The organism is Micromonospora sp. NPDC005215 (assembly GCF_040607915.1).
Classification (GTDB): domain Bacteria; phylum Actinomycetota; class Actinomycetes; order Mycobacteriales; family Micromonosporaceae; genus Micromonospora.
This window is the reverse complement of sequence record NZ_JBEXHQ010000033.1, coordinates 37,505-63,783: the sequence shown is the minus strand read 5'-3', so window position 1 is coordinate 63,783 and position 26,279 is coordinate 37,505. Positions and strand designations below refer to the sequence as shown.

Below are 26,279 nucleotides of genomic sequence, written 5' to 3'. Positions count from 1 at the left end.
GGGTCAGGTCGGCGGGCGGCCGGGCCGGCTGGCGTCGATGCTGAGGGTGGCCAGCAGCCCGGGGTGGTCGGTCGCCCCGCGCATGGGCACCGACCTGCGGCAACAGAGGCCGATGTCGGTTGTCGCCACGATGTGTTGCAGCGCGCCGTCGTCGATCCGCTGGTGACCCGGCGGCGCGCAGGACCGCACATCGGGATCGCCGCCGTCGCGGAGGTTGAGGTCGCCGCTCAGCAGGATGGGCGCGGGCCCGGTGCGTCGGCGGATCGTCGGCAGGATCGTGTCGAGCAGCTGGCGGCACTGGGCGAGCGCGACAGCGTAACTGGTGGCCGCCAGATGCGTGGTGCAGGCGAGCAGAACCGCGTCGACGTCGACGCAGAGCCAGGCGCGTTCCTCGGGGTCCGCGAGGTCCTGCGTCGGGTGGATCCCGCGGTACACGGCAGGCGCGGTGTCGGGCGTCCGCGCCCGGGTCAGCAGTCCCACGCCGTACGGTTGGCCGTTGCGGCACCGGGTGTCGCCTCCGCTGGGGCGGTCACCGGCGGCCTGGAACGCGGAGACGACCCGCCGCCCGGTGTGGATCGTCGCGAACACCCGCTCCAGGACGGCCACGTCGTCTCGGCAGATCTCGTTGAGGGTGACCAGATCGGGCGCTTCGGCGCTGATCACCTCGGTGGCCCGCTGCATTGATCGGCCGGTGTAACAGCCGGCGCGGCCGCTGTTGCAGAGGTTCATCTGCAGCACCCGCAGGATCGTCGGCCCGGTGCGGTCCGTCGGGCTGGACACCGACGGCCCGGCGGGTAGCCCGGCGGCGGCGATCAGGCAGCCGACGGCCAGGGCTCGACGCAGAAAGCGGTGCGAACGGCGGTCGGCCACGCGGGCTCCGGGTGCAGAGGGCGACAGTCTTCGCCGAGGTGCCCGTGATCCTACTGACGGCCGATCCCCCCGCTTCGGGTCGGTGCTGGTGCCGCCGACTGCCCGCCCGGCGTCACCGGCGCGGTCGTCGGGGCGACCGCGCCGGCGAGCCGGCGAGCGGGGCGGATCGTCAGGCGTTGCGGACCATCCGCCACCGGTTGTCCGCGCTGCCGTTGTCCGAATCCTGCACCGCCTGCGCGCCCAGGGCGGTCGACGCGTTCAGGATGCCGAGCAGCTTGTTGCTGTTGACGTTGCGGATCTTGTAGGTCCCGTCGCCGTTGTCCACGAGGATCCACCGGTGGTCGGCGGTGCCGTTGTCGGCCCACTGGAGGACCCGAGCGTTGTCGGCGGTGGACATGTTCTCCACACCCAGCACCTTGCCGCTGTTGACGTTGCGGAACCGGACCGCGTTGCCGTCGGTCACGACCACCCAGTTGTGGTCGGCGGTGCCGCTGTCGCTCCACTGCACGGCCAGACCACCGTCGGCCGTGGACATGTTCTGGACACCGAGGACCAGCCCGGTGCCGACGTTGACCAGGCGGTAGCTGCCGCTGGGGCCGCCGCTACCGTTGGTGTTCCAGTAGACCGTGTAGTTGTAGCCGTGGGCGTCCTGGAAGGGGGCGAGGTTCACAGTGGACCCGTTGGCGCTGGCGGTGAACGCGAGCGAGCTGGTGCTGGTCCGGGTGACCGAGGAGACGGTGAGGGTGGGCAGGGCGCTCAGCGCCGTGTTGCCGTAGTTGCCGGCCAGCACCGAGGGGCCGTACGTGATCGCGCCGACGTTGGCGTTGTCGTTGGCGGCCCGGACGGCGACCTGCATGGGCAGCCGCACGGTGATGGTGTCGCCCGCGGCCCAGGTGCGGGTGACAGTGGCGTAGCTGCCCGGTGTGGTGGCGACGTTCTCCACGGTGCCGTTGACGGCGATCGTCGCACCGCTGGTCCAGGACGGGATCCGCACCCGGATGCTCCACGAGCCGCTCATCGAGCCGCTCAGGGTCAGGGTGCTGGTGTCACTGACCGGGAAGGTCGTGGTCTGGGTGACAGTGATGCCGCGCTGCGTCCAGTCCAGCACGGACGGCGCGAACAGGTTCACGCTCAGGGTGGTGCCGTTGTAGAAGTAGATGGAGTCCATCAACCTCGTGTTGATTTCGAGGCCGGTGCCCTGGCAGCACCAGAACGAGTTGTAGTCGGTGCTCCAGGTGCCGCCACCCCACGCCGGGCCCACGCCCCGACGACCACCCGGCCGCAGCGGGGTGAAGTAGGTGATGTGGCCGTGGCTGTCGGCCGGGTTCTGTCCGCCGATCAGGTGGTTGATCAGCGCGCGCTCGTAGAAGTCGAAGTAGTCCGCCCGGTTCGGGTCGAGCAGCCACAGCTCCCGGGTCAGTTTGAGCATGTTGTACGTGTTGCACTGCTCGCAGGTGTCGTTGCTGAGGTAGCCGGCGATCGCGTTCGGCGACCGGAAGTGCTCCGCCTGGCTGTTGCCGCCGATGGCGTAGGTGTGCGCGCCGACGGTGATTCGCCACGCGTTGCTGGCGATGTCCCGGTAACGGGTGGTCCCGGTGGCCTTGTACTCGCGGGCGGCGCCGATCCACTTGGGGACCTGCGTGTTGGCGTGCAGCCCGTTGAGCTGGTCCTGGTTGGCGGCCAGGGGGTTGAACACGGCGGCGTGGTCGAACCGCTGCGCCGTGGTGAGCCACCGGCTGTCGCCGGTCTGCTGGTAGATGTCGGTGAGCACGTCGTTCATGCCCCCGAACTCGGTGCCCAGCATCGACTGCATCTGGCTGGAGCTCAGCCGGGCCGTCCGGGTGTCGACCCAGCCCGCCAGCGACAGCAGCACCGTACGGGCCTGCGTGTTGCCGGTGTAGCGCCAGACGTCGAGCAGCCCGGCGAGGGTCTTGTGGATGCAGTAGTAGGGCACGTTGCCGTTGGACAGCGTCCGTGCCTCGAGCGCGGTGAAGTCGGACTCCGGGAAGCCGGAGAGGTAGCCCGCACCGAACCCGGCGGCACCGTTGTTCGCCTGGCACTTGGCCATCTCGGCGACCATGTAGTTCGCCTTGTCCCGGCAGGTGGTGTCGCCCAGCACGGCGTACGCGTACGCCCACGCGCTCAGGAAGTGGCCCTGCATGTGGGTCCGGAACGGGAAGTTCGGCGCGTCCCAGCCCCCGTTGGTGGCGGCGCCGTTTGTGGACAGCCGGTGGTTGGCGCGGAAGTTGTAGAGCATCCGGTCGACGTCGACGAACCGCAGGTAGTTGAGCGTCCGCGACTGGTTGTCCATCCAACGGCCGGAGGTCAGCCGCACCTGACCGAGGTCGAACGGGTACGCCGAGACGCCGATGTCCGGCCGGGCCGGCGGAACCACGGCGGCCGCGGCGCTGCCGGCGGCGAAGGTGGTGCCGGTCGCGGAGAGCACCACTGTGGCTCCGGCGGCCTGCAGGAGGTGGCGACGGCTGAGGGGCGGGGGTGGCATGGGAACCTCCGGGGAATTCGGTACGGGACGGTGCGCTGCGGGGTGATGCGGAAGGTGGTGTCCGGGCGGCTCGCGGCGCTCGGAGGGGCTCGGTGCGCCGCTGGCGGTGTTGCGGCGGACAGTGCGCCCAGGGGTGAACGCGCGTTGAGCGGACGAGCTGCCACCGTGGACGCCAGGGGCACGCCTGCGGGAGACCTAATCGTGGTACATCAATGTGATCGCTAACATAGTTGGTCGTTAACACGCTCGCAACCCCCGGGGTCACCTGGCGGCTATCCCGGGTGCGCCGGTCCGGCGGCGGCACGCCATGGCGCCTGGCCGGCGGCGGTCGGGGGCGGAGCTCGCGATCCGAAATGGACGGTATGGGGCTTGTGGCCGGCAGCTGGTAACCGTGCGTAACGGGCGGGCCCTTGACGGAAAGCCGGCTGCCGTCCGTTGACGCCCGCCACGCCGCTCAGTACGGTGCATCGTAAATCTTGGATGTCAACGTCGATACATCAATGCTGCGATGTGGTTACGACGGTCATCTCGCACCACTCAAAAGTCCAGGTCATCAGCGCAGGGGAGGTGTCGACAAAGATCTGTTAGCGCTAACACGGTTGCCGCCTGTGCCGCTTCGTACGCGCACGGTGAAGCCCTTCTCGACGGCAACCCGGTAGCGGTGGCCCGTCGACTCAGACTCCACGCACGGCACACTCTCGGTGGGAGTAATCGTGAAGGTGAATGCTCGAATGACAACCCGGACCAATCGCCGGGCCAGGCGCGCCATCGCCTGGCTGGCCAGCCTCGTCTGCGTCCTCGCGCTGGTCCCCGTCAGTGCCGCGAAGGCGGACAATCCTATTGTTCAGCATATCTATACGGCTGATCCGGCGCCGTTGGTGTACAACGGTCGGGTGTATCTGTACACGGGTCATGATGAGGATGGCTCGACGTATTTCACGATGAGGGACTGGCGGGTGTGGTCGTCGGCGGACATGGTGAATTGGACTGATCATGGTTCGCCGATGAGTCTGGCGACGTTCGCGTGGGCGGATGCCAACGCGTGGGCTGGTCAGGTCGTGGCGCGCAACGGGAAGTTCTACTGGTACGTGCCGGTGCGGCAGCGCTCGAACGGGCAGATGGTCATTGGGGTGGGGGTGGCGGATTCCCCGACTGGTCCGTTTCGGGATGCGATCGGTCGGCCGTTGGTCGGGAACAACGAGATCGATCCGACGGTGTTCGTCGATGATGACGGGCAGGCGTATCTGTACTGGGGTAATCCGGGTCTGTGGTATGTGCGGTTGAACGCGGACATGGTTTCCTACTCGGGGAGCGCGACGCGGATCGCGTTGACCACGGCGGGGTTCGGTGCGCGTAGTGGTAACGCGAGTCGGCCGACCCTGTATGAGGAGGGGCCGTGGGTGTTCAAGCGCAACGGGTTGTATTACAACGTGTTCGCGGCGGAGTGTTGTTCGGAGTTCATCGCGTACTCGACGGCGTCTGGTCCGACGGGGCCGTGGACGTACCGGGGGACGATCATGCCGCGGCAGGGGGCTAGTTTCACCAATCACGCCGGGGTCGTGGACTTCGGTGGTGGGTCGTATTTCTTCTATCACAACGGGGCGTTGCCCGGTGGTAGTGGTTACACCCGGTCGGTGGCGGTGGAGAAGTTCTCGTACAACTCCAACGGCACGTTCCCGACGATCACGATGAGTTCCGCGGGGGTGCCGCAGGTGGGCACGCTGAATCCGTACGTGCGGCAGGAGGCCGAGACGATCGCGTGGGGTTCGGGTGTCGAGACGGAGGTCTCCAGCGAGGGCGGTATGAACGTCGGTTGGATCGAGAACGGCGACTACGTCAAGGTCAAGGGCGCCGCGTTCGGCGCGGGCGCGTCGTCGTTCACGGCCCGGGTCGCCTCGGGCACCAGTGGTGGGCGCATCGAGGTACGCCTCGACAGCGCCAGCGGCCCGGTCGTCGGAACCTGCACCGTCGCGGGCACCGGCGGTTGGCAGGCCTGGACCAGCACCACCTGCGCGGTCAACGGCGCCACCGGCACCCACGATCTGTATCTCCGCTTCACCGGCGGCACCGGCACCCTGCTCAACATCAACTGGTGGCAGTTCAGCGGCACCGGCGTCGATCCGACGCCCACGCCCAGCCCGACACCCACGCCGACGCCCACCCCGACGCCGACACCCACGCCCACGCCCACGCCAACGCTCCCGGGCGGACAGTCCTGTGGGGTCGCCAGCGCGGTGGTCAACTCCTGGCAGGGCGGTTTCGAGGGCAGGTTCACCATCACCAATGCCGGATCCGTCCCGGTCACCGGCTGGCGGGTGACCGCCACCTTCCCCGACGGGCAGACGGTGTCCCAGGTCTGGAACGGTAGCTACAGCCAACAGGGCAGCCAGGTGACAGTGACAAACGCCAGCTACAACGGGCAGCTCGCGGCCGGAGCATCCACCACCGTGGGCTACCTCAGCGGCGGCAGCCAGCCGCCCACCAACCTGAGCTGTACAGCCACCTGACGGTCGTAGCGGCCCGCCCCGATGGATGGGGCGGGCCGCTACGGTTTCCAGCTGGACGCCGGCGGCCGGCGGTGACCGTCAGTCACCCGCGTGGGGGCGGATGCGGTAGAGGGCGGTATACCTCAGAGTCATATTCATACCTCTGAGGTATACCGCCCACCAGCACATCGAGATGGTTGGCAGCCACAGCGGATGGCGAGCGCCCATCGCCGCGTCCGCAGCCCCGTCCCGAGTGCGGACCTCTCGTCTAGATCATGCCGGGCGCTAGCCGATGCGGACCAGTTGCCACTGTTGGTTGGTGCCGCCCCAGTCGCTGTACTGGACGATGTTTCCGCCGTCAGCGGTGGACGAGCCCTGCACCTCGACGGCCTTGCCGCTGTTGCGGTTGATCACCCGCAGGTAACCATCGGCCGACTCGGCGAGCCGGAACTGCTGGTTCGTGCCGTTGCCGTCGCTCCACTGCACGATGGCGGCACCGTCGGCGGTGGAGCGGTTGTAGACGTCCAACACCTTGCCGGAGACGCGGGACTTCAGCCGGTAGTAGCCGCCCCCCGAGTCCACGAACTGCCACTGCTGGTTCGTGCCGTTGTTCCGCGACCACTGACTGATCCGGGCGCCGTCGGTGGTGGCCGAGGCGTACAGGTCCAGCGCCTTACCGCTGTTCCGGTTCAGCAACACGTACCAGGCGCTGGTGTCGACCCCGCTGCTCGGCGGGGGCGTGGTGGGCGTGGTCGAGCCGGCGTTGAGGGCGTTCAGGACGCTGGTGTACGCCGCCTTCTTGGTGCCGCTGCACTCGAAGAGCAGAGCGTTGTCCGACCCGCGCCACGAGTCGCAGTCCCGCACGCCCCAGGTGGTGATGCCGGTGCAGCGCGAGACGGCCAGGCAGGCACGGGTGACCCCGGCGTAGATGTTGGCCTGGTTGCCGCCGGTCATCACGTCCAGCTCGGTGATCTGCACGTCCACGCCGAGATCGGCGAAACGCTGCAGATTGGCCTGGTAGTCACTGGCCAACGAGGTGCCCAGGTGCGACTGGAAACCCACGCAGTCGATCGGCACACCACGGGACTTGAAGTCCCGCACCATGTTGTAGATCCCGGTCGACTTCGCGTTCACGCCATCGGTGTTGTAGTCGTTGTAACACAACTTCGCACCCGGATCCGCCGCCCGCGCCGCCCGGAACGCCGCCTCGATCCAGTCGTTACCGGTGCGCTGCAGGTTCGAGTCACGCCGCCCGCCGCCGCCACCGTCGGCGAACGCCTCGTTCACCACGTCCCACGCGTAGATCTTGCCGCGGAAGTGGGTGGCGACCTGCGTGACATGGTTGATCGCGGCGTTGCGCAACGCGGTACCGGACATGCCCTGCGCCCAACCCGGCTGCTGCGCGTGCCACAGGAGCGTGTGACCCCGGACGCTCATGCCGTTGGCCTGCGCGTGGCTGACCAGGCGGTCACCACCGGAGTAGGTGAAGGTGCCCTGCTGCGGCTCGGTCGAGCTCCACTTCATGTCGTTCTCGGGCACGACGCTGTTGAACTCGCGGTTCAGGATCGTCACGTACGCGTTGTCGGAGAGCTTGTTCGTCGCGACGGCCGCACCGAAGTAACGGCCCTTCTCGGCGGCTGCCGCCTTCAGAGTCGTGCCGGCGCCGCTGGCCGTGGGGGCGAGCACCGCCGTCATGCCCGCGGTGAGGGCGACGGCGAGGGTCGCCGCCGCCAGCAGAGTTCTCTTGGGTTTCATGTCGTTCCTTTTCGGTGGTGGTCGCAACGGTGGTGGGGGACGTGCCACTGTTTTGCCAGAGTCGGTCCGGGAACGCTGGCGTGGATCACGACGCGCTCAGCGCTGGTTGGCAGCGGTGCTGTCACTGTCGACCGTGTCGATGAGCGACCCGGTCGGGGACGGGTGAGCCCGCGCCGAAAGCGAAGTCATGATCCTCCTGTGGCGAGGAACCGGGATGGGCATCCTGCGCCGGCCTGTACCGACACCTGTCGTCCGGCAGGCTGACGCCGCTGCCGAGGGTGCGTGATCGACGTCCGCATGCCCTGCGGAACGTCGCGATCGTGAGGTCCGACAGCGGCTCGCCCGGTGAGCCACAGGTGCTGCCTCCTCGATATCGAGGGTGAGCGATAACATGCCGTTCGTCAAGACGTAACATAAGCCCGGATCGATGCTGTCGACCTCAGGTTCCGCCGAAGCCTGCCTCGTCACCGTCGTCCCGACGCGCTGCCCTGGTGGGAGTCAGCCGCGCCGACCGCACCTCGTGCACGCGCCGATCACGATGGCTCTGTTATCGCTCACAGGGCCGCGGATCCGCAACCAGCGGATCCGCCGTCGGCCGGTTCTGCCGGGTTCACGGCGGGGCGTACTCCGGTCAGGACGTCGGCGGTGGTGTGGGCCTCGATGCCGGGCAGCTCGCAGTCGATCGTCTCAATGGTCCGTCACGTGCAACAGCAGTACGCCGCCGACCCGGACCGGGTCTACGCCACCGGCAGTTCGTCCGGCGGCATGATGACCAACCACATGCTGGCCCTCTATCCCGACGTGTTCAAGGCCGGCGCCGCGTTCATGGGGGTGCCGTTCAACTGCTTCGCCAACGCGGCCGACTACCCACCCACCAGCAGCCAGTGCACCGGCGGAAACATGAACCGTACGCCGCAACAGTGGGGCGACGCGGTCCGCCAGGCGTACCCCGGTTACTCCGGGCCCCGCCCGCGCATCCAGTTGTGGCACGGCACCAACGACACCCTCGTGCCGTACTCGCTGTTGCAGGAGTCGATCGAGCAGTGGACGAACGTGTTCGGGCTGAGCCAGACACCCACCTCCACCGACACTCCGCAGCCGAACTGGAACCGGCGCAGGTACGCCGACAGCAGCGGCACCGTTCAGGTCGAGGCGTACAGCATCGAGGGCGCCGGGCACAGTCTGCCCGCCAGCGGCATGGCCGCGTCCGCCATCCAGTTCTTCGGCCTGTCCAACCCGCCCAACCCGACCACGCCGCCGCCGAACTCCGGTGCCTGCCGGGTGACCGTCGCCGTCAACGCGTGGAACAACGGGCTGACCGAGAACATCACAGTCACCAACACCGGCACCAGTGCCGTCAACGGCTGGTCCCTGGTGTTCACCCTGCCCGGGGGCCAGACCATCACCTCGGGCTGGAACGCCTCCTACTCACCGAACTCGGGGCAGGTGACGGCCAGGAACGTCGCCTACAACGCCGGCATACCCACAAACGGATCAGTGACCGTCGGCTTCCAGGCCACGCACACCGGTAACGCCGCCAAGCCGAACTCGTTCACCCTCAACGGGGCGTCCTGCTCGGTGGCCTGACACCGTGCGGCGCTCCGGGGAGGGCATGCCACCCGTACCTCCCCGGAGCGTCGCCGGCCGTGACCGCCGGCCTGAGCCAGCGGGCGTCGAGGCGAGAGCCTGCGCCGGTCACCACCGGAGTGGTGACCGGCGCACCCGTCGTTCTGACGTCGGTGCCGGGGTCAGCGGTAGCCGGCGGTCACGACGTTGGCCTGCACGGCGCTCTCGATCGCGTCGGACGGGTAGCCGGCGACCATGGCCCCCTCGTAGAACGTGCCGGCGCTCAGGTTCGCGCCGCCGTCGGGCTTGCAGCAGTCACCACCACTGCCCAGGATGATCGCGCCCTGCTTCTTCATCGGGCTGTATCCCGGCGGGAGCGAGCCGTCGTACAGCGTGTAGAGGCTGCCGGACTGGGCGTCGCTGCCCTTGATGGCGAAGCGGCTCGTGCCGTTGTTCTTGAGGGTCGCGGTCACGAACTTGCTGGTGAAGGCACGCTGGTTCGGGTTCCAGCTCTGGCTGCCGCCGGGGAAGAGACCCCACTCGAGGTCTGCCTGCACCCAGGGTCCGCTGCCCGAGCAGCCGCCGAACCAGCACTGCTTGCCGAAGTTGATGGCGTCCATCGCCCCCGCGGCGTCGGCCTTGCGCGTCGTCTCGCTGTTGCCGTAGTCGAAGCAGCAGCCGCTGTTGACGTGGGTGCCACTGGTCACCATGTACATGCCCTCGGGAGCGGCGCCGGTCGGCACCCCGGTGAGGTGCCCGTCGCGCCAGTAGCTGTTGCCCGGGTTGATGTAGAGCGAGTACGCCTTGGCCCCACCCACGGACAGCGACTCGGTCGTCGCGACCGCCGGCCGGCTCTGCGGGCTGCCCGGAACCACGCTCGACCCCTGGTACCAGAGGTCGTTCCCGCGCCCGGACTGGTCGAACACGACAGTGATCACGCAGGTGGTGCCGGTGCAGAAGGAGTCCTGCGTCGCCGCGACGGCGGTGCCGCCCGCGCCGGACAGCCCGATGTTGCGGGTCGTGTTGTCCGACGAGCGCCGGACCTGGTAGAGGTTGCCGGTGTACGCCGCGTAGAGCGCCCGCGTCGTGCTGTGCGCCGCGATGCACGGAGTGCCGCCGGAGGCGTAGATGTCGCACGGGCGCGCACCGCCCGGCGGCGGACTGGTCGGCGGTGCGGTGGTCGGCGGTGCGGTGGTGGGCGGCGTGTTCGGCGAGGCCCACTGTTGGTTGGCGCCACCGTTGCAGGCCCAGAGGATGACCTTGGTGCCGTTCGCGGTGGCGGCGCCGTTGGCGTCGACGCAGAGCCCGGACTGCACGCTGGTGATGGTGCCGTTGCTGTTGACGTTCCACTGCTGGTTGTTCTGACCGTTGCAGTCCCAGATGATCACCTGGGTGCCGTTCGCGGTGCCCCGGCCGGAGGCGTCCAGGCACTTGCTGCCGTACACCTGGAGTTGCTTGCTCGACGTCCAGGTCCAGGTCTGGCCGGAGGCGCCGTTGCAGTCCCAGAGTTGCGTCTGGGTGCCGTTCGTCGTGCTGGAGTTGGGCACCTCCAGGCAGCGACCGGACGGCGTGCCGACGATCCGGGTGCTCTGCCCCGGCTCGATGGTGGCCGCCGCGGCGGCCTCGGCGGCGAAGGGCGAGCTGGCGGGGGTGGTGCCGACGCCGATGCCGACGACGACGAGCACCCCGGCCAGTGCGCCAGCCAGGAGGGTCAAACGTCGGACGCGTTGGCGTCTTGGGATGAGGTCGCGGGCTGTTCCTGGCCCACTGCGGGACGGGGTTCGCACGAGGTCGCTCCTCGGAGTCGTGGATGCGCGGGGGGATCGTCGACGCGCCACGGGCGGGTGGTGGCGATGGCGAATCGCAGCGAATCGTATGACCTTTGTTTCATTTATGTCAATGAATGCGGTGCCCGGTGACGCGCTGACCGTTAGGCGGACGGTCAGCGCGTCACCTGCCCCCGGGACGACTACCGCCCCAGGAGCCGCCAGGTCTGGTTCAACGAGCTGCCCTGGTTGACCGCCTTGCAGGTCCATTGGAGAACAGTTGCGCCAGCCGCCGTGGAGACGCCGTTGACATCGACACACTTGCCGCTGTGTCGGGCAACCAGCTGGTAGTCGTGCGAGTCGTTGCCCGAGTAGGTCACCTTGCGGAGGGTGAACTGCTGGTTCGAGCTGTTCAGGCAGGTCCACTGGTTGACGGCAGCGCCGTCGGCGGTGGACGTCCCGCTGACGTCGAGGCACTTGCCGCTCTGCTGGTTGACCACTGTGTACGTGTTGGCCACACCCGCGACCGGGCGGAAGTTCCAGAGCTGCTGGTCGCCGCCGTCGCAGTAGTTCTGCTGTTGACCGTTGCCGTCGGCGGTGCTCAGGCCGGCGTTGTTGAGGCACTGCTGAGAGTGCTGGGCCACCGCCACCGACTGGAAGCCACCATCCGACGGGGGCAGCAGGGTGACGGCGTAGGTGTCGGTCTGGTTGGTGTACGGCACGGTCACCGTGGCGTTGTTGTTTGACACGCCGACCACGCTGTTCGAGACCGTGATCGGCCCCGGCACGGCGCCGCCGCCGTTGTGCGGGATGCGTTGGGTGAGCACCCGGACCTGGTTGTTCTCCACGATGCCGCTCGTGGTGTCCAGGCGTTGCAGGTTGACCGTCAGATTCCCGGTGGTACGACCACCGCCGATGAGGACCTTCGCCGTGCCTGTCGTCTTCGTGGCGAACGCGTCGTACGACTGGCTGGGGGTGACCCCGACGATCTGTCCGGTCTGGGAGGCGTAGAAGCGGTAGTTCCACCACTCACCCTTGGGCTGGTGCTGCCCGGCCGAGTTGCGGATCAACAGGTTGCCGAGGTCGTTGTGCAGGCTGCCCCCACTGGCCCAGTTCGCCCGCAGGCCGTCGGCCCGGGCCCGCTCCAGCCGCGCGATGTACCAGGCGCCGTCGGCCGGGTTCTGCTCGTCGGGCGAGCCGTACTCGTTGATCTGGTAGGGCCGCGGGTGGGCGATCCCGCGGGGGTCGAGGGTGGCGTTGGCGGCGGCGACGTTGGCGACCGGGTCGCCCGGCAGCGAGTGCCAGCTGATGATGTCCGGCACCGTGTTGGTCGAGCGGACGAAGTCCAGGTACTGGTTCCAGAAGGCGTGGTTGGTCGACGGGACGCAGGCACAGCTCGGCCCGACGATGAGCTGGTTGGGGAACTCCACCCGGAGGCGCTGGTAGGTGCGGCGCCACAGTTCGAGGTACTGGGAGATCGGGCGGTTCCAGAAGATGGTGATGTTGGGTTCGTTCCAGATGTCCCACTGCACGTTGAGCCCGGACGCCCGGACGTCGTTGATGAGCCGGGTCAGGAAGTTGTCGTAGTCGGTCCAGTTGCCGTTGTCGCCGGGGAAGCGCGAGATTCCGGCGCCGTCGGCACCCCACAGGTCATGCGGCAGGATGATGAACTTCCCGCCGAGGGCGGTGGTCCGACGTGCCTGGGCGAGTGTGGAGTTCCATCGGCGGTCGTACGTGCCGCCGACCCAACCGCTGCCCGGGAGCTGTGCTCCACCGGCGCGCATGAACTGGAACTTGACGTCCCGGTAGAAGTGGTCGGCCGGACCGCTGGCGTTCTCGGTCATGCCGTAGATCCAGCCGGACGCGCGGTAGGTCGGCGTGCCGTTGTCCGTGGCGAAGTTGACGGTGATCGACTCGTCGGCGGCCTGGGCCGGGGACGCGGCGACGGTTACGGCGGCGGTGGCGGCGAGCAGGCCAACCACGAGTCGAGCGACGAGCGCGCGGGCTCGTCCTGACCTGCCGGGGGACGGGGTTTTCACGGGCGGCTCCTTGGTGGGGCGCGGGGGACGCTCTCCGGAGGGCTGCGCTTGCGAATCGATTCGCACGGATCGTAGGACCAGGAACTGAACCATGTCAATGAAGTGACGACGCGGTGAAGGTGGCGTTTCACAGCGCAACCTTCAGAACGCCCGATCATCCCTTGACCAGCCGGCAGCGACGGACCTATCTTCGTGCGAACCGATTTGTCGAATCGGTTCGCCTCATGGTCGGACGCCGTCCGGCCCGCGACGGTCAACCCGCACACCCACCTGACGATCGACTGAAGTGAGGCAACACATGACAGGACTCAGTCGTCGACGGCGCCTGGCCGCCGTCGCCGTGATAGCACTTGCCGCAGTGACCGGCAGCGCCTGCTCGTCGTCCTCCGGCGACGGGTCCAGCGATGGCGGCGCCTACCTCGTCTGGGACCCGTATCCGCAGTTCGCCGCCGACTCCGAGTGGGTCGCACTGCTCAAGAAGTGCGGCACCTCGGCGGGGGCAACGACTGTCGAACGGACCGGCTACGACACCACCGACCTGACCAACAAGGCCCTGCTCGCCGCCCAGCAGAGCAACTCACCGGACGTGCTGATCGTGGACAACCCGGTCATCTCGACACTGGCCGAGGCTGGCGCGCTCACCACCACCGACGACAACAAGCTCGACGTCTCGGCCATGGCCACGAACCTGCTCGGCGCCGGTCAGAGCGCGGGCAAGACGTACGGGGTGCCGATCGGGGCGAACACCCTCGCCCTCTACTACAACAAGGACCTGCTGACCGCCGCTGGCGTCGATCCGGCCTCGATCAAGGACTGGCCGTCGCTGACCACGGCACTGACCACGGTCAAGGCCAAGGGGAAGAAGGGCATCACCTTCTCCGCGATCGGCACCGAGGAGGGCAGCTTCCAGTTCCTGCCCTGGTTCTGGGGCTCGGGAGCCCAACTGACCAGCCTGGACTCGCCGCAGGCGGTGTCCGCGTTGACGCTCTGGACCGACTGGCTCAAGCAGGGCCTCGCCCCGAACTCGGTAATCAACAACACCCAGACCACGAGCTGGCAGGAGTTCGCCACCGGCGACTACGCGTTCGCCGAGAACGGCACCTGGCAGCTGGCCAACGCGGAGAAGCTCGGCTTCTCCTACGGCACCATCGCGATCCCGGCCAGCGCGGGCGGCCCGGCGCCGGCGCCCACCGGCGGTGAGTTCGTCTCCATCCCGGTGCAGAAGAAGACCGACCGGTACGAGACGTCGCAGAAGATCGTCGCCTGCCTCACCAACGCCGACAACCTGCTCACCACCGACACCACGCTGTCCTACGTGGCACCCGTCGCCGCCGTGCAGGATCGACAGGCCGCTGCCGACCCCAAGCTCAAGGTCTGGGTGGAGGCGGTCCGGGCAGCCAAGGGCCGCACCGGTGACAACCTCGGCACGAAGTACCCGAAGATCTCGGAATCCCTGTGGACCGCGGTGCAGGCGGCCCTCAGCGGTGGGAAGTCACCAGGCGAGGCGCTGACCGCCGCTCAGGCCGCGACCAGGTAACCGCGCCGAACCGACACCATGCTCCCCACGACACACAGCTCCACAGCCGTACCGGATCAGGGTGGGGCGGCGAAGTCCGCCCCACCCGGTCCTCCCCCGTCCCGCGCCCGCCGGCCCAACCGATGGCTGGCGTGGGGCTTCCTGGCACCCGTGACCCTCTACCTGGCGGCCTTCTACGCCTACCCGCTCTACCGCAATCTCGAGTTGAGCCTGCGCGAGTACACCGTCCGCTCGTTCGTGCAGGGCGGAGCGCCCTTCGCCGGCCTCGACAACTACCGGACGGTTTTGACCGATCCGGCCTTCGGGTCCACCCTGGCGCACACCCTGATCTTCACTGCCGCGTCGCTCGTATTCCAGTTCACCATCGGCATGGCCCTGGCGCTCTTCTTCCACAGGCATTTTCCCCTGTCCCGCACGTTGCGGGCGTTGATCCTCGTACCGTGGCTGCTGCCACTGATCGTCTCGGCCTCGACCTGGTCGTGGCTTCTCAACAGTGATTCCGGGCTGGTCAACGCGGCGCTCGGTGTCGTCGGGATCGACCAGGTCAACTGGCTCACCTCGCCGGGCTGGTCGCTCGCCTCGGTGATCATCGCGAACATCTGGATCGGCATCCCGTTCAACCTGGTGGTGTTGTACAGCGGGTTACAGGCGATCCCGGTCGAGATGTACGAGGCGTCCGCGCTGGACGGCGCATCGAGCTGGCAACGGTTCTGGGGGATCACCTTCCCGCTGCTCCGCCCCGTCTCCGCTATCACGCTGCTGCTGGGGCTGATCTACACGCTGAAGGTCTTCGACATCATCTGGATCATGACGAAGGGTGGCCCGACCAACTCCTCCGCCACGCTCGCGACCTGGTCCTACCGACTCGGTTTCGGCAACCTGCTGCCCGAGTTCGGGCCGGGTGCGGCCGTCGGCAACCTGCTCATCGTGATGGCCCTGATCGCCGGGCTCGTCTACATCCGGATCCAGCGGAGGCAGAACCTGCCATGACCACCTCCACACCTCGGGCCTGGTGGAAGACCGTCGTCGGTCTGGTGCTGACCGGGCTGATGCTCTTCCCCGTCTACTGGATGATCAATGTGTCGTTCACCAGGGACCAGGACATGCGGGCCGATCCCCCACACCTGTTCCCGACCAACGGCACGCTGGACGGCTACCGGGCCGTGCTCGACCAACAGTTGCCGTACCTCGGCACCAGCTTCCTGGTCGGTCTCGGCACTGTGGCGCTGACCGTGGCGCTGGCCGCCCCCGCCGGATACGCGCTGGCGAAACTGCGGCCGCCCGGCGGCACGGCACTGAGTTTCGTCCTGCTGATCGCGCAGATGATTCCGGGCATCATCATGGCGATGGGCTTCTACGCCATCTATCTCAGTCTCGGCGTCCTGAACACGCTGCCCGGCCTGATCCTGGCCGACTCGACGCTGGCGGTGCCGTTCGCTGTGCTGATCTTCACGGCCTTCATGTCCGGGATTCCCGACGAGCTGCTCCAGGCCGCCGTGGTCGACGGCGCTGGTCGGCTGCGGACCTTCTGGTCGGTAGTGCTCCCGGTCAGTCGCAACTCGATCGTCACGGTGTCGCTGTTCGCGTTCCTGTGGTCGTGGTCGGACTTCATCTTCGCCTCGACGCTCGCCGGCGGCGCCGACCAGCAGCCCATCACCCTCGGCATCTATCACTACATCGGCAACAACAACCAGCAGTGGAACGCCATCATGGCCACCGCTGTCGTCGCCTCCATCCCCGCCGCGGTGCTGCTGATCCTGGCCCAGCGCTACGTCTCGATGGGCGTGACCGCCGGCGCCGTCAAGGACTGACCACCCGCACCACAGAAAGGCACCCGCCACCCATGACCGTCGCCCCGTCCGGTCCGGAGTTCCCCGTCCAGGACATCCCGTTCAGCTACCGAGGAGCCTGGTTCAACATCTCCCCGGTGGTCGCCGAGAAGACGTACGCCGACGATCTGCACCTGGTCTCGCACCAGACCGGGCTACACCCCGTACTACGGCTCTCCCCCGCGGCCGCCGATGCCACAGTCGTCGCCACACCCGCGCTGCTGACCTGGCGAAACGGCGCCGACCGGATCGAGGCCGTCTACGACGGCCCGGACACCCTGCGGGTCCGGGGCCGGCGGCTCGGCCTGCGGGTGGCCGCGGCCGCGCCCACCCTCACCCCGTTCAGCGGCACCTACCTCTACCACGACCCGGTCGACGGATCCCACGTGTTCACCTCGTACGAGACCGGTCGCCGCTACCGGATCACCCTGCTCTCCGGCGCTCTCCAACGGGCCGCCGGCGTCGAGGCGCTCGGCACCGCGGACCGCTGCGTGGACCTTCCCGGTGACCAACCGTGGGAGATCGCGATCGAGGAGTACGCCACCGCCCGCCGCCCGTACTCCGGGTCCGTCACCTTCGACCAACTGTGCCGCGACCGGGCCGCCGAGTTCAGCGCGTTCGTCGACGCGGTCGCACCGTGGCGCGGTGCGGAGACCCCGGCCGCCGAACTCGCCGCCTACGTCCTGTGGTCCGCCACCGTCGCCCCGGCGGGCTTCGTCACCCGGCCCGCGGTCCTGATGTCCAAGCACTGGATGGACAAGGTGTGGAGCTGGGACCACTGCTTCAACGCGATCGCCCTGGCCGCCGGCGAGCCGGAACTGGCCTGGCACCAGTTCCACCTGCCCTTCGACCACCAGGACGAGGCCGGCGCCCTACCCGACTCGGTCACGCACTCCGAAGTCCTGCACAACTACGTCAAGCCTCCCATCCACGGCTGGGCCCTGCGGCACCTGCGTCGACGTCTTCCCCAGCCACCGGACCGGGCGGCGCTGGCGCAGACGTACGACCGGCTGGCCCGCTGGACCCGGTTCTGGCTGGACGCGCGTCGGGCCCCCGGCCACGACCTGCCCCACTACCAGCATGGCAACGACAGCGGCTGGGACAACGCGACCACCTTCGACGTCGACCGGGTCCTCCAGACGGCCGACCTGGCCGCGTTCCTGGTGTCCCAGCTGCGCTGCCTCGCCGACCTCGCCACCGAGCTGGGTGAGCCCGCCGAGCAGTGGTCCCGCGAGGCCGACCGGATCCATGCCGCCATGCTGCGGGACCTGTGGGACGGCGAACGCTTCACCTCCCGCAACCCGCACACCGGCCATCGGCGGGCGAGTCGCAGCCTGCTCGATCTGATGCCCGTCGCGCTCGGCGCCGACCTGCCCGCTCCGGTCGCCGCCGCGCTGACCCGGGGCGTCGAGACCCACCTGACCACCCACGGGCTGGCCACCGAGCCGACCGACTCGGCGCACTATCTCGCCGACGGCTACTGGCGTGGCCCGATCTGGGCACCGTCGACCGTCCTGGTCGAGGACGGCCTGCGCCGGGCCGGGCAGACCAGGATCGCCGACGAGATCAGCCGACGATTCCTGGCGCTGTGTGAGAAGTCCGGATTCGCGGAGAACTTCGACGCCGAGACCGGGGCCGGGCTCCGGGACCGCGCGTACACCTGGACCGCCAGCAGCTATCTCATTCTGGCCGCTGGTCAGGAGGAACGGCGGGTCACGAAGGGGTAGCCGCGTCCACTCGCCGGGCCGGAACCGGACCGGTGCTGGCGCGCAACGAGATGGGCGGGCTGTACAGCCGGTGGCGTGGCACAGCGCCGGGGGCGGCGATGCTCTCCAGCAGCAGCGACACGGCCTCGGCACCCATCTCGACCATCGGGACGTCCGCGGCGGTCAACGGCGGGCGGAAGTCCTCCGCCCAGTGCTGGGCGGCGACACCGGTGACGGAGAAGTCGCGGGGCACGGACAGACCGGCACCGGTCAGCGCGCGCTGCATTCCGGGCAGCGCGGCCTCGTTGATGGTGGCGATGGCCGTGACGTCGGGATGGGTCACGAGCAACTGTTCCACGCACGCCTCGCCGGAGGCGGTGTCGTCGCCGCAGCAGACCTCCACGCCGGTCAGGCCCCGCTCCACCGCCGCCGCCCGGAAGCCGGACAGCGCCCGATGGCTGGGGCCGTAACCCGCGGCCACCAACTCGGCGGAACGGTTCACCAGCGCCACGTGTCGGTGCCCCAGATCGGCCAGGTGGTGCACGCAGCGGGCGATCAGCCCGGCGTAGTCGATGTCGATCCAGCTCATGTCCTGTGGCTCGGCTATCCGCCCGATCGTGACGAACGGCAGACCGGCCCTGGTCAGGCGGGTCACCCGGTCGTCCGCCAGGCGGATCTCCATCAGGACCACGCCGTCCACCCGACGCCCGGTGACGATCCGCTCGAACGACCGGTCATGGTCACCGCCGGACGGGGACAGCAGCACATCGAGGTCGTGGCGCGCGGCCGCCTCGACGACGCTGGCGACGAAACCCAACTGCATGTCGGTCAACCGCTGGCTCGCCGGGGGAATCACCAGGCCGAGGGTGCGGGTGCGCCCCTCCTTCAGCGCGCGGGCACTGGCGTTCGGTCGGTAGTCCAGCTCGTCGATGACCGCCTGGACCCGCTGCCGGGTCGTCTCCGACACGGTCCGCTTCCCGCTCAGCACGTAGGACACGGTGCTGCGGGACACTCCCGCCCGGCGGGCGATCTCCCCGATGTTCATACCGCGCCCTCGAATCGATTATTGCCCCGACACGGGGACGCACCGTCTTTCGCTGCTGAGCATATCCGTCCCGAATCTCGGGCCCGAGTCAGGAAGTTCCGCAGCCAGCACTGGCACAACCCACGATTCCGGCACTCGGTGAGCCCGATGCCTGTCGATGTGAGATCCCGGTGGTCGCCGAACCGGCGAAAGCTGGCGCTACGCATGGACACGCATTAATGTAAAAAGGTGTGACGTGTGATGTTGTTGAGGACCGGTAGAGGCGTCATCCCGCCCCGTGGCCGTCCATTCCGCAGAGACCGTACGCATCGGCCATGCCACCGCCGACGGCGCCAACCGCGCCGCTCCAGAGGCCAGTCCGGCAGCTCAAGCCGTCACCACCGCCCCACCACACCACCGAGAGGATCCGATGAATGTGAAGAGACGACTCCGTCGCCTGCTGGCCGCCACGGGGACCCTGCTGGTTCTCGCCCTGGGTGCCAGCATCTACGTGGTCTCGGACGCGCCGGGCGTCGCCCGCGCCGCCGGCACCGGACCGTGCGACATCTACGCCTCGGGTGGCACCCCCTGCGTGGCCGCGCACAGCACCACCCGCGCCCTGTACGGCGCGTACAACGGCCCGCTCTACCAGGTCCGGCGCTCCTCGGACAACACCACCCGCGACATCGGTGTGCTGAGCGCCGGGGGCTACGTCAACGCCGCCACCCAGGACTCGTTCTGCGCCAACACCAACTGCGTCATCACCATCCTCTACGACCAGTCCGGCCGTAACAACCGCCTGACCCAGGCACCTCCCGGCTACTGGCCCGGCCCCCTTCCCGGCGGATGGGACAACCTTGCCGACGCCAAGGCGGCCCCGATCACCGTCGGCGGCCAGAAGGCCTACGGCGTCTACATCGCACCCGGCACCGGTTACCGCAACAACAACACCAACGGCGTCGCCACCGGCGACCAGCCCGAGGGGATCTACGCCGTCGTCGACGGCACGCACTACAACCAGTGGTGCTGCTTCGACTACGGCAACGCGCAGACCGACGGACAGGCCGACGCGCCCGCCATCATGGAGACGGTCTACTTCGGCGCCAACAAGCAGTGGGGCTACGGGGCAGGAGCCGGACCCTGGGTCATGGCCGACCTGGAGTGGGGGCTGTTCTCCGGGGTGAACGCGGGATACAACAACATCGCGTCCATCAACCACCGATTCGTGACCGCCATGGTCAAGGGTGAGCCGAACCACTGGGCCATCCGGGGCGCAAGCGCCCAGTCGGGTGGTCTGACCACCTACTTCGACGGACGGCGCCCCAACGGCTACCACCCGATGAAGAAGGAGGGCGCCATCCTGCTCGGCATCGGCGGCGACAACAGTGTCTCCGGGCGGGGCACCTTCTTCGAGGGTGTGCTGACCTCCGGCTACCCGACTGCCGCGACCGAGGACGCCGTGCAGGCCAACATCGCCGCCGCCGGGTACGCACCGGCCGGTGGCGGTAACCCGCAACAGGGCGTACAGGTCGTCGGCGGCCAGTCCGGCCGCTGCGTCGACGTGCCGAACGGCACCACCACCAACGGCACCCAGGTGCAGCTCTGGGACTGCGTCGGCAACACCGCCCAGCGTTGGACCTACACCGCCGGCAAACAACTCCAGGTGTACGGCAACAAGTGCCTCGACGCCAACGGCCAAGGCACCACCAACGGCACCCAGGCGATCATCTGGGACTGCCACGGCAGCACCAACCAACAATGGAACATCAACGCCAACGGCACCATCACCGGCGTCCAGTCCGGGCTCTGCCTCGACGCCAACGGAGCAGGGACCGCGAACGGCACCAAGCTCCTCCTCTGGGCCTGCAACGGACAACAGAACCAGCAGTGGTCGACCCGTAGCTGAACCCGCGCCACCACCCGATCGGTCGGGCCGTCTCCGCGCAGTCCGCGGAGGCGGCACCGCCGGCGACGGCGGATGCGCCTGCCTAGTACAGCCAGCGCAGCGCTGCGTCGGCAGTGTCCTCGGGGCTGCTGTTGAAGGCGATGGCCGCGCCGGGAGCATGCTGCCGGACGAGATTGACCACCTTCTCGAAGAGCACGAGTAGTGGCTCGTGCTTGCGGAGACCGCCACCGACGACCACGCAGGCGTAATCTCTCCGGGTCAGCGCCTCGGCGATTGCCTTCTCGGCGTCCTCGTCGGGTGCCACCAGGCACAGGTCGGCCGCAATGCCAAGATCGTCGAAGCGGGCCTGACCGCGTGCTATCGCCGCCACCACCGGCGCGGGATCCCAGCCAGGGGTCCTGACCGGATCGAGGCCGACCACCAACACCGGTCCGCGCGTCATGCGTCTCCCACCTCTCTCGAAACACCTTCGATCACTCTTGCCACCTTGCTCAGGTCGTCGTCGAGCTGATGATCGCCGCCGGGCGGCAGCCTCGCACCGAGGTCGTGCGGCAGCTCGAACCCGTCGGCGTGCCAGCCGCCCGCGCCGACGAACGGGGCGGCGATCAGCACGATCGCCCCGAGCTCTCGCTCCGGCGGGCGCTCGGCGAGCGCGTTAGTTGCCATGTCGATCCTCCTCACGCCCGCGGCGGGCCGCGCCGCCGGGCGCTCGTGACCGGAACCCGGAGCCTGCGATGATTCTCGGTCGTCGGACCGAGAATGTCGTCCCGGCTGTCGATCCGGAGCCCTGCTGGCTCGTCGTCAATGTAGGGGCCACCACCGACGGGGCCAGCACACGATGGGATACGAGACATGGCCAAGTACATGATCCTCATCTACGGTGACGCGCAGCAGTGGGACGCGATGACCGACGAGCAGTGGAAGGCGCACGACGCCGCCCACGTGGCGTTCGTGGCCGAGGCCGGCGAACGGATCATCGGCGGGCAACAGTTGGAGCCGGCGCCCACCGCCACCTCGCTGCGCTCGGACGCACTCGGCCACCTCGACACGACCGACGGTCCGTTCCTGGAGACCAAGGAGGCACTCGGCGGCTACTACCTGCTGGAGGCGGCCGACCTGGACGAGGTGCTGGCTCTGGCGGCACTGCTTCCCGAGGTGCAGGCGGCACACAGTGGTGTGGAGATCCGTCCGGTGGTCGACCACTGATGAACGACACGGTCGTCGCGGCGGTCGCGGAGGCGCACCGCCGCGACTGGGCCCAGGTGTTCAGCACCACCGCCCAGCTGACCCGAGACCTCGATCTCGCCGAGGAGTGCACCCAGGACGCGTTCGCACAGGCCCTGGAGACCTGGGCCGAGAGCGGCATTCCGGACCGGCCGGGCGCCTGGCTCACCACCATCGCTCGCAACCGGGCCCGGGATGTCCTGCGTCGCGAGTCGGTGTTCCGTCGCAAGATGCCACTGCTCGTCGCGGACGAGACGATGCCGGGTCCCGAGGATGGTCTGGTCGACGACCGGCTGCGCCTCATTTTCACCTGCGCCCACCCCGCACTGTCCAGGCAGGCGCAGGTCGCCCTGACCCTGCGCCTGGTGTGCGGGCTGTCCACCACGGAGGTGGCCCGCGCGTTCCTGGTGCCGCCGAGCACCATGGCCGCCCGGATCACCCGGGCCAAGAGGAAGATCGCCGCGGCCCGCATCCCGTACCGGGTACCGGGTCCAGACCAACTCGGCGAGCGGGTCAGCGTTGTACTCGTGGTCGTCCACCTCATCTTCACCACCGGCCACACCGCACCGGTGGGCGCGCACCTGGTGCGGCAGGACCTGGTGGACAGCGCTGTCGGTCTGGCCCGCATGCTGCACCTGCTCATGCCGACCGACGCCGAGATCAGCGCCCTGCTGGCACTGCTGCTGCTCACCGCGGCACGCCAGGACACCCGCAGGTCCGTCGACGGGCGGCTGGTGCTCCTGTCCGAGCAGGACCGCACACGCTGGAACTGGCAGCTCATCGGCGAGGGCACATCGTTGTTGACCGACGCGCTGCGCCGTCGGCCGCCGACCCGGTACGCCCTGGAGGCCGCGATAGCTGCCGTACACACCGAGGCGCCGACCTGGCAGGACACCGACTGGAACGAGATCATCGGGCTCTACGGCGCTCTGCTCCGGCTGTGGCCGTCGCCCGTCGTCGGCCTCAATCGCGCCGTGGCGATCGGGCTACGCGACGGCCCCGAGGCCGGACTCGACGCGCTCACACCGATGCTCGCCGATCCGGCCCTGGCCACCTACGGATATCTCAGCGCCGCCCGTGCCGACTTCCTGCGTCAGTTGAGGCGGTGGCCCCAGGCAGTGACGGCCTACGAGGAGGCGCTGACCCTTACCGACAACGACGTCGAGCGCGCCTTCCTCACCGAGCGGTTGACGGACGTCAGGCGGAATCTGTAAGGGTCAGCACCTCAGGCGCCGTAGTCGGCCTCAGGCATCCTGGTTGCTCGGCACCGTCGCGCCTCGGTTGGCCATTGTGGCTATCGCCGCCACCCCCAGCAGCAGGGCCGGAAGGACGAACCAGAGACCGATACCGAGGCCCAGCAGGAGCGCCCACACCAGGATCACCAGCGCCGCGACGGTCGTGGTCGTGGCGACAGCACGGTGGGTCAGGTCCGCGATGAGGGGACAGATGGCCGCAACCGCTGGTACGCCCAGCAGATAGCTGGCGGCACCACCGCTGTCGTCGATCGTGAACGGCAACAGCGCAATGACGATCCAGGCTGTGGCGGCGACCGCGAGGATTCTCAGTAGCAGACCGACGGAACCGGATGCCGCACCGCGCCTTCGTAGGCTCACGAACGCTGCGGCGGCAATGAAGAGCGCGACAAGGCCGCCGGCAATGGTAGCCACGTTCATTTCGCTTCCTCCGTCCTCATGACGTCAGCGAGCCTCGCCTCGTACACGTGGACCGGCCACTTCTTCCGCAACGAGTCGGCGAGCTGGCGCAGATGTTCGTCCTGACGGTACGCGGTCATCGCCGATTTGACACGGTAGGCAAGCGCTTCGTCCCAGGCGACCGTCTCGAAGGAGATGCGCTCGACGCGGACCACCCACCAGCGCTTGTTCTTCGGATCGGCGGACAGCCCGATGCCACCAGCGGCGGCAATCGCATAGGCCGCACGGGTGACCATCGCGTCGACATCGTCGTGCTGATCGTCGATCGTGGCGGTGCCGCTGTTCGTCGGTTTGTCCTCGCGTAGCAGTCGCTGGAACGTGGGCTGATCTGCGCCGGCCACCCGCTCCATGGCCTTCTTGGCCTGGTCGCCGTCCGTGAACTCCGCCCAGGCCACCTCGGCCTGAGCCACGTCGCCGAACAGGTTGCGGTGCTCCTGATACCAGGACCGTGCCTCATCGTCGGCGATGTTCTCCATTGTGAAGCCGGGATTATCGCGCTGCTCCTGCTTGATGAGGGTGGCGATCTGTTCGGCTCTGGTCGACCCACTGAGGCCACGACGAGCGGCTTCATGCACCAGGAGTTCGTCGCGGATCGCCAGGTTCAGTGCCTCCCCCCAGGGTCCGGAGTAGCCGCCCACCACCAACACCGGCGGCAGGGGATCATCAGGCATGAGTGCTTGGACACGTTCGACAGTGATTGGCTCGCCCGCCACCGTGGCCAGTGCGTTCGGTGGCGGGTCCACCGACTTCTCGGTGGACCCGCACCCGGACGCCGAGACCGCGAGCATGACGAGCGCCACGGACATCAGCAGTCGCTTCATCGTACGAGGGCCTCAGACTCTAACCGCATTGGTTGCTTGAATACAGGAAGTCGTCATCGGCTTCGAAATATTCGTCGCCGCATTCGGCGTCCCATGGGTTCGTCGATCCACCGTGCTCGCGACCGCAGCGATCGTGGTCAGCACAGTCGTAGGTGTAACCGGTGATGATGAAGCAACCACCACCGCATTTACCCATGCAGTCGTACGAGGCCGGACCAACATAGATGCTCTCACCCAGGAAACAGTGGCTGTTCGCATCGTGGACCACCCACGCGTTCTCATTGCATCCGGTGTAGAGAATGCCGTCCTCGTTGCTCTGCTGGCACGCGGCGAGCACCGCGCTCCGGGACGCGCTGTTCGGCGCGGTAGCCTGGGCGCCCTCCTTGACGCACGACTCGACCGCGAGCTTCATGTCCGGAACCTTCGGCTGGCCGTACCGCTCCACCGGGCGGGGCACGTCCAGGTTGCCGATTTTGGTGCCGACCGGCGCCTCGGCAACCAGCATGGCGAGGCGGATGGTCAGGTCCCGGTGTAGCGGAATCGGCGTCTTCGCGGCATTTGCCGGCTTGACCCACGACGATTCGAGGGACTTGGCGAACGCGCCGAGCGCAGTGCGCTCATCCGGCTGAAGCGAAGCCCCGCCGCCGGACCAGGTGGCGACACCCTTGCTGATGTCCTTGCTGGCGGTGAACTTCTTGCCAGCAACGGACAGGGTAACTTCCGACGCCACGGCGCTCTTGGCCGCCGCCGAGAACTCGATCATCGTGGCCGAGCGGGCGAATGTGCCAGAATCACGGTCGGCCGATGATTCAGTTGCCCGGAAGTCGTTTGTGGACAGTGGTTGGAGCGACGCCGCGGCTGCGGCTGGCGCGAACCCTGGCGCAGCCAGGGCAACCGCGAAGCCGACAGCCAAGATCTTGGCGAAGAGCAGAGGTACTCCGAGCGTACGTTTCATGCATGCCATCCCCTCGTGAGGTCCGGTAGGGGGTGCAGCAGAACTAGTCGCTCTTTCGAATGGCGATGAATCGACCGCCAGACGCGATAACACCCCCCGCTAAATGTCACCGCCGTCCATCCTCGTTGATAAATGCACAGGCGTCAATGCAAATTCTTGGAAGATCTTTTAGTCGAGGCCTCGACCAAGGCACTTCTCGGGTACATAGGACGCGGCCGAACCGGGCTGGCGGACCGCTGTCGACGCGCGACCGGCACCCACCCGCGACACCCCGCGACGCCGAGGCAGACCGGGAAGCTACACCTGTTCAGAGCACCTGAGGACGACTCGGGCGGTTGAGCATGTTATCGATAACATGCTATCTTTCGGCGCGGGAGTGAAGGGCACGCTCCCAATCACTAGAGTCGATCGACAAAGGCACGCCGAGGGCGACGCTCTCCGGCCGCCCTTGCCAGTCGGTGACCAGTCCGGGCCGCTCCGCCGATGCCAGGCGACCGCAGGCGGTTGCCGGACAACCTGGGTCCGGCTGCATGCCCCAGCTTCCAAGGCCCGTCGCGGACAACCCGACAGCGGCGGTACG

Annotated in this window: 19 protein-coding genes and 1 pseudogene; 9 read left to right on the top strand and 11 right to left on the bottom strand. The window is 68.1% G+C overall.

Features of this window, described 5'->3' with window-relative positions; genetic code table 11:
• Positions 1–3 precede the first annotated feature (3 nt).
• Positions 4–870 (bottom strand): endonuclease/exonuclease/phosphatase family protein, encoded by an 867-nt coding sequence (locus tag ABZU25_RS23235; RefSeq protein WP_355031467.1) that lies wholly within the window; start codon positions 868–870, stop codon positions 4–6.
• 169 nt (positions 871–1,039) lie between these two features.
• On the bottom strand, positions 1,040–3,373 hold the full coding sequence (locus ABZU25_RS23230; RefSeq protein ID WP_355031466.1) for a beta-L-arabinofuranosidase domain-containing protein: 2,334 nt from the start codon (positions 3,371–3,373) through the stop codon (positions 1,040–1,042).
• A 731-nt stretch (positions 3,374–4,104) separates the two neighbouring features.
• On the opposite strand from ABZU25_RS23230, the gene ABZU25_RS23225 reads away from it, so the two are divergent.
• Complete coding sequence (locus tag ABZU25_RS23225) at positions 4,105–5,880, top strand: family 43 glycosylhydrolase (RefSeq protein WP_355031465.1); 1,776 nt, start codon at positions 4,105–4,107, stop codon at positions 5,878–5,880.
• 264 nt (positions 5,881–6,144) lie between these two features.
• On the opposite strand, the gene ABZU25_RS23220 is transcribed toward ABZU25_RS23225, so the two are convergent.
• Positions 6,145–7,614 (bottom strand): endo-1,4-beta-xylanase, encoded by a 1,470-nt coding sequence (locus ABZU25_RS23220; RefSeq protein WP_355031464.1) that lies wholly within the window; start codon positions 7,612–7,614, stop codon positions 6,145–6,147.
• A 678-nt stretch (positions 7,615–8,292) separates the two neighbouring features.
• Between ABZU25_RS23220 and ABZU25_RS23215 the strand changes: the two are divergent.
• Positions 8,293–9,201: pseudogene (locus ABZU25_RS23215) on the top strand (cellulose binding domain-containing protein); the annotation flags it as partial.
• Between the two features lie 161 nt (positions 9,202–9,362).
• Here the strand turns inward: ABZU25_RS23215 and ABZU25_RS23210 are convergent.
• Entirely contained in the window at positions 9,363–10,967 is a 1,605-nt protein-coding gene (locus tag ABZU25_RS23210) for an arabinofuranosidase catalytic domain-containing protein (RefSeq protein WP_355031463.1), read from the bottom strand.
• A 182-nt stretch (positions 10,968–11,149) separates the two neighbouring features.
• On the bottom strand, positions 11,150–12,985 hold the full coding sequence (locus ABZU25_RS23205; RefSeq protein WP_355031462.1) for an RICIN domain-containing protein: 1,836 nt from the start codon (positions 12,983–12,985) through the stop codon (positions 11,150–11,152).
• 298 nt (positions 12,986–13,283) lie between these two features.
• On the opposite strand from ABZU25_RS23205, the gene ABZU25_RS23200 reads away from it, so the two are divergent.
• The 4 genes from ABZU25_RS23200 (at position 13,284) to ABZU25_RS23185 (ending at position 18,078) form a co-directional block, all read left to right on the top strand.
• Complete coding sequence (locus tag ABZU25_RS23200; protein ID WP_355031461.1) at positions 13,284–14,522, top strand: extracellular solute-binding protein; 1,239 nt, start codon at positions 13,284–13,286, stop codon at positions 14,520–14,522.
• A 150-nt stretch (positions 14,523–14,672) separates the two neighbouring features.
• Entirely contained in the window at positions 14,673–15,512 is an 840-nt protein-coding gene (locus ABZU25_RS23195) for a sugar ABC transporter permease (RefSeq protein WP_355031460.1), read from the top strand.
• Positions 15,509–16,333 carry a carbohydrate ABC transporter permease gene (locus ABZU25_RS23190; protein ID WP_355031459.1) on the top strand — a complete coding sequence of 275 codons (825 nt, stop codon included), beginning with the start codon at positions 15,509–15,511 and terminating at the stop codon, positions 16,331–16,333. Before ABZU25_RS23195 ends, ABZU25_RS23190 begins: the two co-directional genes overlap by 4 nt.
• A 32-nt stretch (positions 16,334–16,365) precedes the next feature.
• On the top strand, positions 16,366–18,078 hold the full coding sequence (locus ABZU25_RS23185) for a trehalase family glycosidase (RefSeq protein WP_355031458.1): 1,713 nt from the start codon (positions 16,366–16,368) through the stop codon (positions 18,076–18,078).
• On the opposite strand, the gene ABZU25_RS23180 is transcribed toward ABZU25_RS23185, so the two are convergent.
• Positions 18,065–19,102, bottom strand: a complete 1,038-nt coding sequence (locus ABZU25_RS23180; protein WP_355031457.1) for a LacI family DNA-binding transcriptional regulator — start codon at positions 19,100–19,102, stop codon at positions 18,065–18,067. The genes ABZU25_RS23185 and ABZU25_RS23180 overlap by 14 nt on opposite strands.
• Before the next feature lie 409 nt (positions 19,103–19,511).
• On the opposite strand from ABZU25_RS23180, the gene ABZU25_RS23175 reads away from it, so the two are divergent.
• A complete protein-coding gene (locus tag ABZU25_RS23175; RefSeq protein WP_355031456.1) occupies positions 19,512–20,987 on the top strand; it encodes an arabinofuranosidase catalytic domain-containing protein in 1,476 nt (491 codons plus the stop codon).
• Positions 20,988–21,069: 82 nt separating this feature from the next.
• Here the strand turns inward: ABZU25_RS23175 and ABZU25_RS23170 are convergent, their stop codons facing one another.
• Together ABZU25_RS23170 and ABZU25_RS23165 are read right to left on the bottom strand one after the other, a co-directional pair.
• The gene (locus tag ABZU25_RS23170; protein WP_355031455.1) at positions 21,070–21,429 is read right to left on the bottom strand and encodes a hypothetical protein; all 360 of its coding nucleotides are present in this window, start codon (positions 21,427–21,429) and stop codon (positions 21,070–21,072) included.
• A complete protein-coding gene (locus ABZU25_RS23165) occupies positions 21,426–21,653 on the bottom strand; it encodes a hypothetical protein (protein ID WP_355031454.1) in 228 nt (75 codons plus the stop codon). The genes ABZU25_RS23170 and ABZU25_RS23165 overlap by 4 nt, the downstream gene beginning before the upstream one ends.
• 186 nt (positions 21,654–21,839) lie before the next feature.
• On the opposite strand from ABZU25_RS23165, the gene ABZU25_RS23160 reads away from it, so the two are divergent.
• Both ABZU25_RS23160 and ABZU25_RS23155 read left to right on the top strand, forming a co-directional pair.
• Entirely contained in the window at positions 21,840–22,193 is a 354-nt protein-coding gene (locus ABZU25_RS23160) for a YciI family protein (RefSeq protein WP_355031453.1), read from the top strand.
• The gene (locus tag ABZU25_RS23155) at positions 22,193–23,425 is read left to right on the top strand and encodes a sigma-70 family RNA polymerase sigma factor (RefSeq protein ID WP_355031452.1); all 1,233 of its coding nucleotides are present in this window, start codon (positions 22,193–22,195) and stop codon (positions 23,423–23,425) included. Before ABZU25_RS23160 ends, ABZU25_RS23155 begins: the two co-directional genes overlap by 1 nt.
• A gap of 30 nt (positions 23,426–23,455) precedes the next feature.
• Here the strand turns inward: ABZU25_RS23155 and ABZU25_RS23150 are convergent, their stop codons facing one another.
• The 3 genes from ABZU25_RS23150 to ABZU25_RS23140 all read right to left on the bottom strand — a co-directional run bounded on the left by ABZU25_RS23150 (position 23,456) and on the right by ABZU25_RS23140 (position 25,699).
• Positions 23,456–23,884: a hypothetical protein gene (locus ABZU25_RS23150; protein WP_355031451.1), complete on the bottom strand. Its 429-nt coding sequence runs from the start codon at positions 23,882–23,884 to the stop codon at positions 23,456–23,458.
• Complete coding sequence (locus tag ABZU25_RS23145; protein ID WP_355031450.1) at positions 23,881–24,666, bottom strand: peptidyl-prolyl cis-trans isomerase; 786 nt, start codon at positions 24,664–24,666, stop codon at positions 23,881–23,883. Before ABZU25_RS23145 ends, ABZU25_RS23150 begins: the two co-directional genes overlap by 4 nt.
• Positions 24,667–24,763: 97 nt before the next feature.
• A complete protein-coding gene (locus ABZU25_RS23140) occupies positions 24,764–25,699 on the bottom strand; it encodes a hypothetical protein (protein ID WP_355031449.1) in 936 nt (311 codons plus the stop codon).
• Between the last annotated feature and the right edge of the window lie 580 nt (positions 25,700–26,279).

Excerpts from the sequence above, each read along its gene's own strand:
- ABZU25_RS23155 (WP_355031452.1), top strand. The coding sequence starts at position 22,193 with ATGAACGACACGGTCGTCGCGGCGGTCGCGGAGGCGCACCGCCGCGAC.
- ABZU25_RS23180 (WP_355031457.1), bottom strand. The coding sequence starts at position 19,102 with ATGAACATCGGGGAGATCGCCCGCCGGGCGGGAGTGTCCCGCAGCACC.
- ABZU25_RS23200 (WP_355031461.1), top strand. The coding sequence starts at position 13,284 with ATGACAGGACTCAGTCGTCGACGGCGCCTGGCCGCCGTCGCCGTGATA.
- ABZU25_RS23140 (WP_355031449.1), bottom strand. The coding sequence starts at position 25,699 with ATGAAACGTACGCTCGGAGTACCTCTGCTCTTCGCCAAGATCTTGGCT.
- ABZU25_RS23170 (WP_355031455.1), bottom strand. The coding sequence starts at position 21,429 with ATGACGCGCGGACCGGTGTTGGTGGTCGGCCTCGATCCGGTCAGGACC.
- ABZU25_RS23150 (WP_355031451.1), bottom strand. The coding sequence starts at position 23,884 with ATGAACGTGGCTACCATTGCCGGCGGCCTTGTCGCGCTCTTCATTGCC.
- ABZU25_RS23225 (WP_355031465.1), top strand. The coding sequence starts at position 4,105 with ATGACAACCCGGACCAATCGCCGGGCCAGGCGCGCCATCGCCTGGCTG.
- ABZU25_RS23230 (WP_355031466.1), bottom strand. The coding sequence starts at position 3,373 with ATGCCACCCCCGCCCCTCAGCCGTCGCCACCTCCTGCAGGCCGCCGGA.
- ABZU25_RS23165 (WP_355031454.1), bottom strand. The coding sequence starts at position 21,653 with ATGGCAACTAACGCGCTCGCCGAGCGCCCGCCGGAGCGAGAGCTCGGG.
- ABZU25_RS23175 (WP_355031456.1), top strand. The coding sequence starts at position 19,512 with ATGAATGTGAAGAGACGACTCCGTCGCCTGCTGGCCGCCACGGGGACC.
- ABZU25_RS23190 (WP_355031459.1), top strand. The coding sequence starts at position 15,509 with ATGACCACCTCCACACCTCGGGCCTGGTGGAAGACCGTCGTCGGTCTG.
- ABZU25_RS23185 (WP_355031458.1), top strand. The coding sequence starts at position 16,366 with ATGACCGTCGCCCCGTCCGGTCCGGAGTTCCCCGTCCAGGACATCCCG.
- ABZU25_RS23160 (WP_355031453.1), top strand. The coding sequence starts at position 21,840 with ATGGCCAAGTACATGATCCTCATCTACGGTGACGCGCAGCAGTGGGAC.
- ABZU25_RS23220 (WP_355031464.1), bottom strand. The coding sequence starts at position 7,614 with ATGAAACCCAAGAGAACTCTGCTGGCGGCGGCGACCCTCGCCGTCGCC.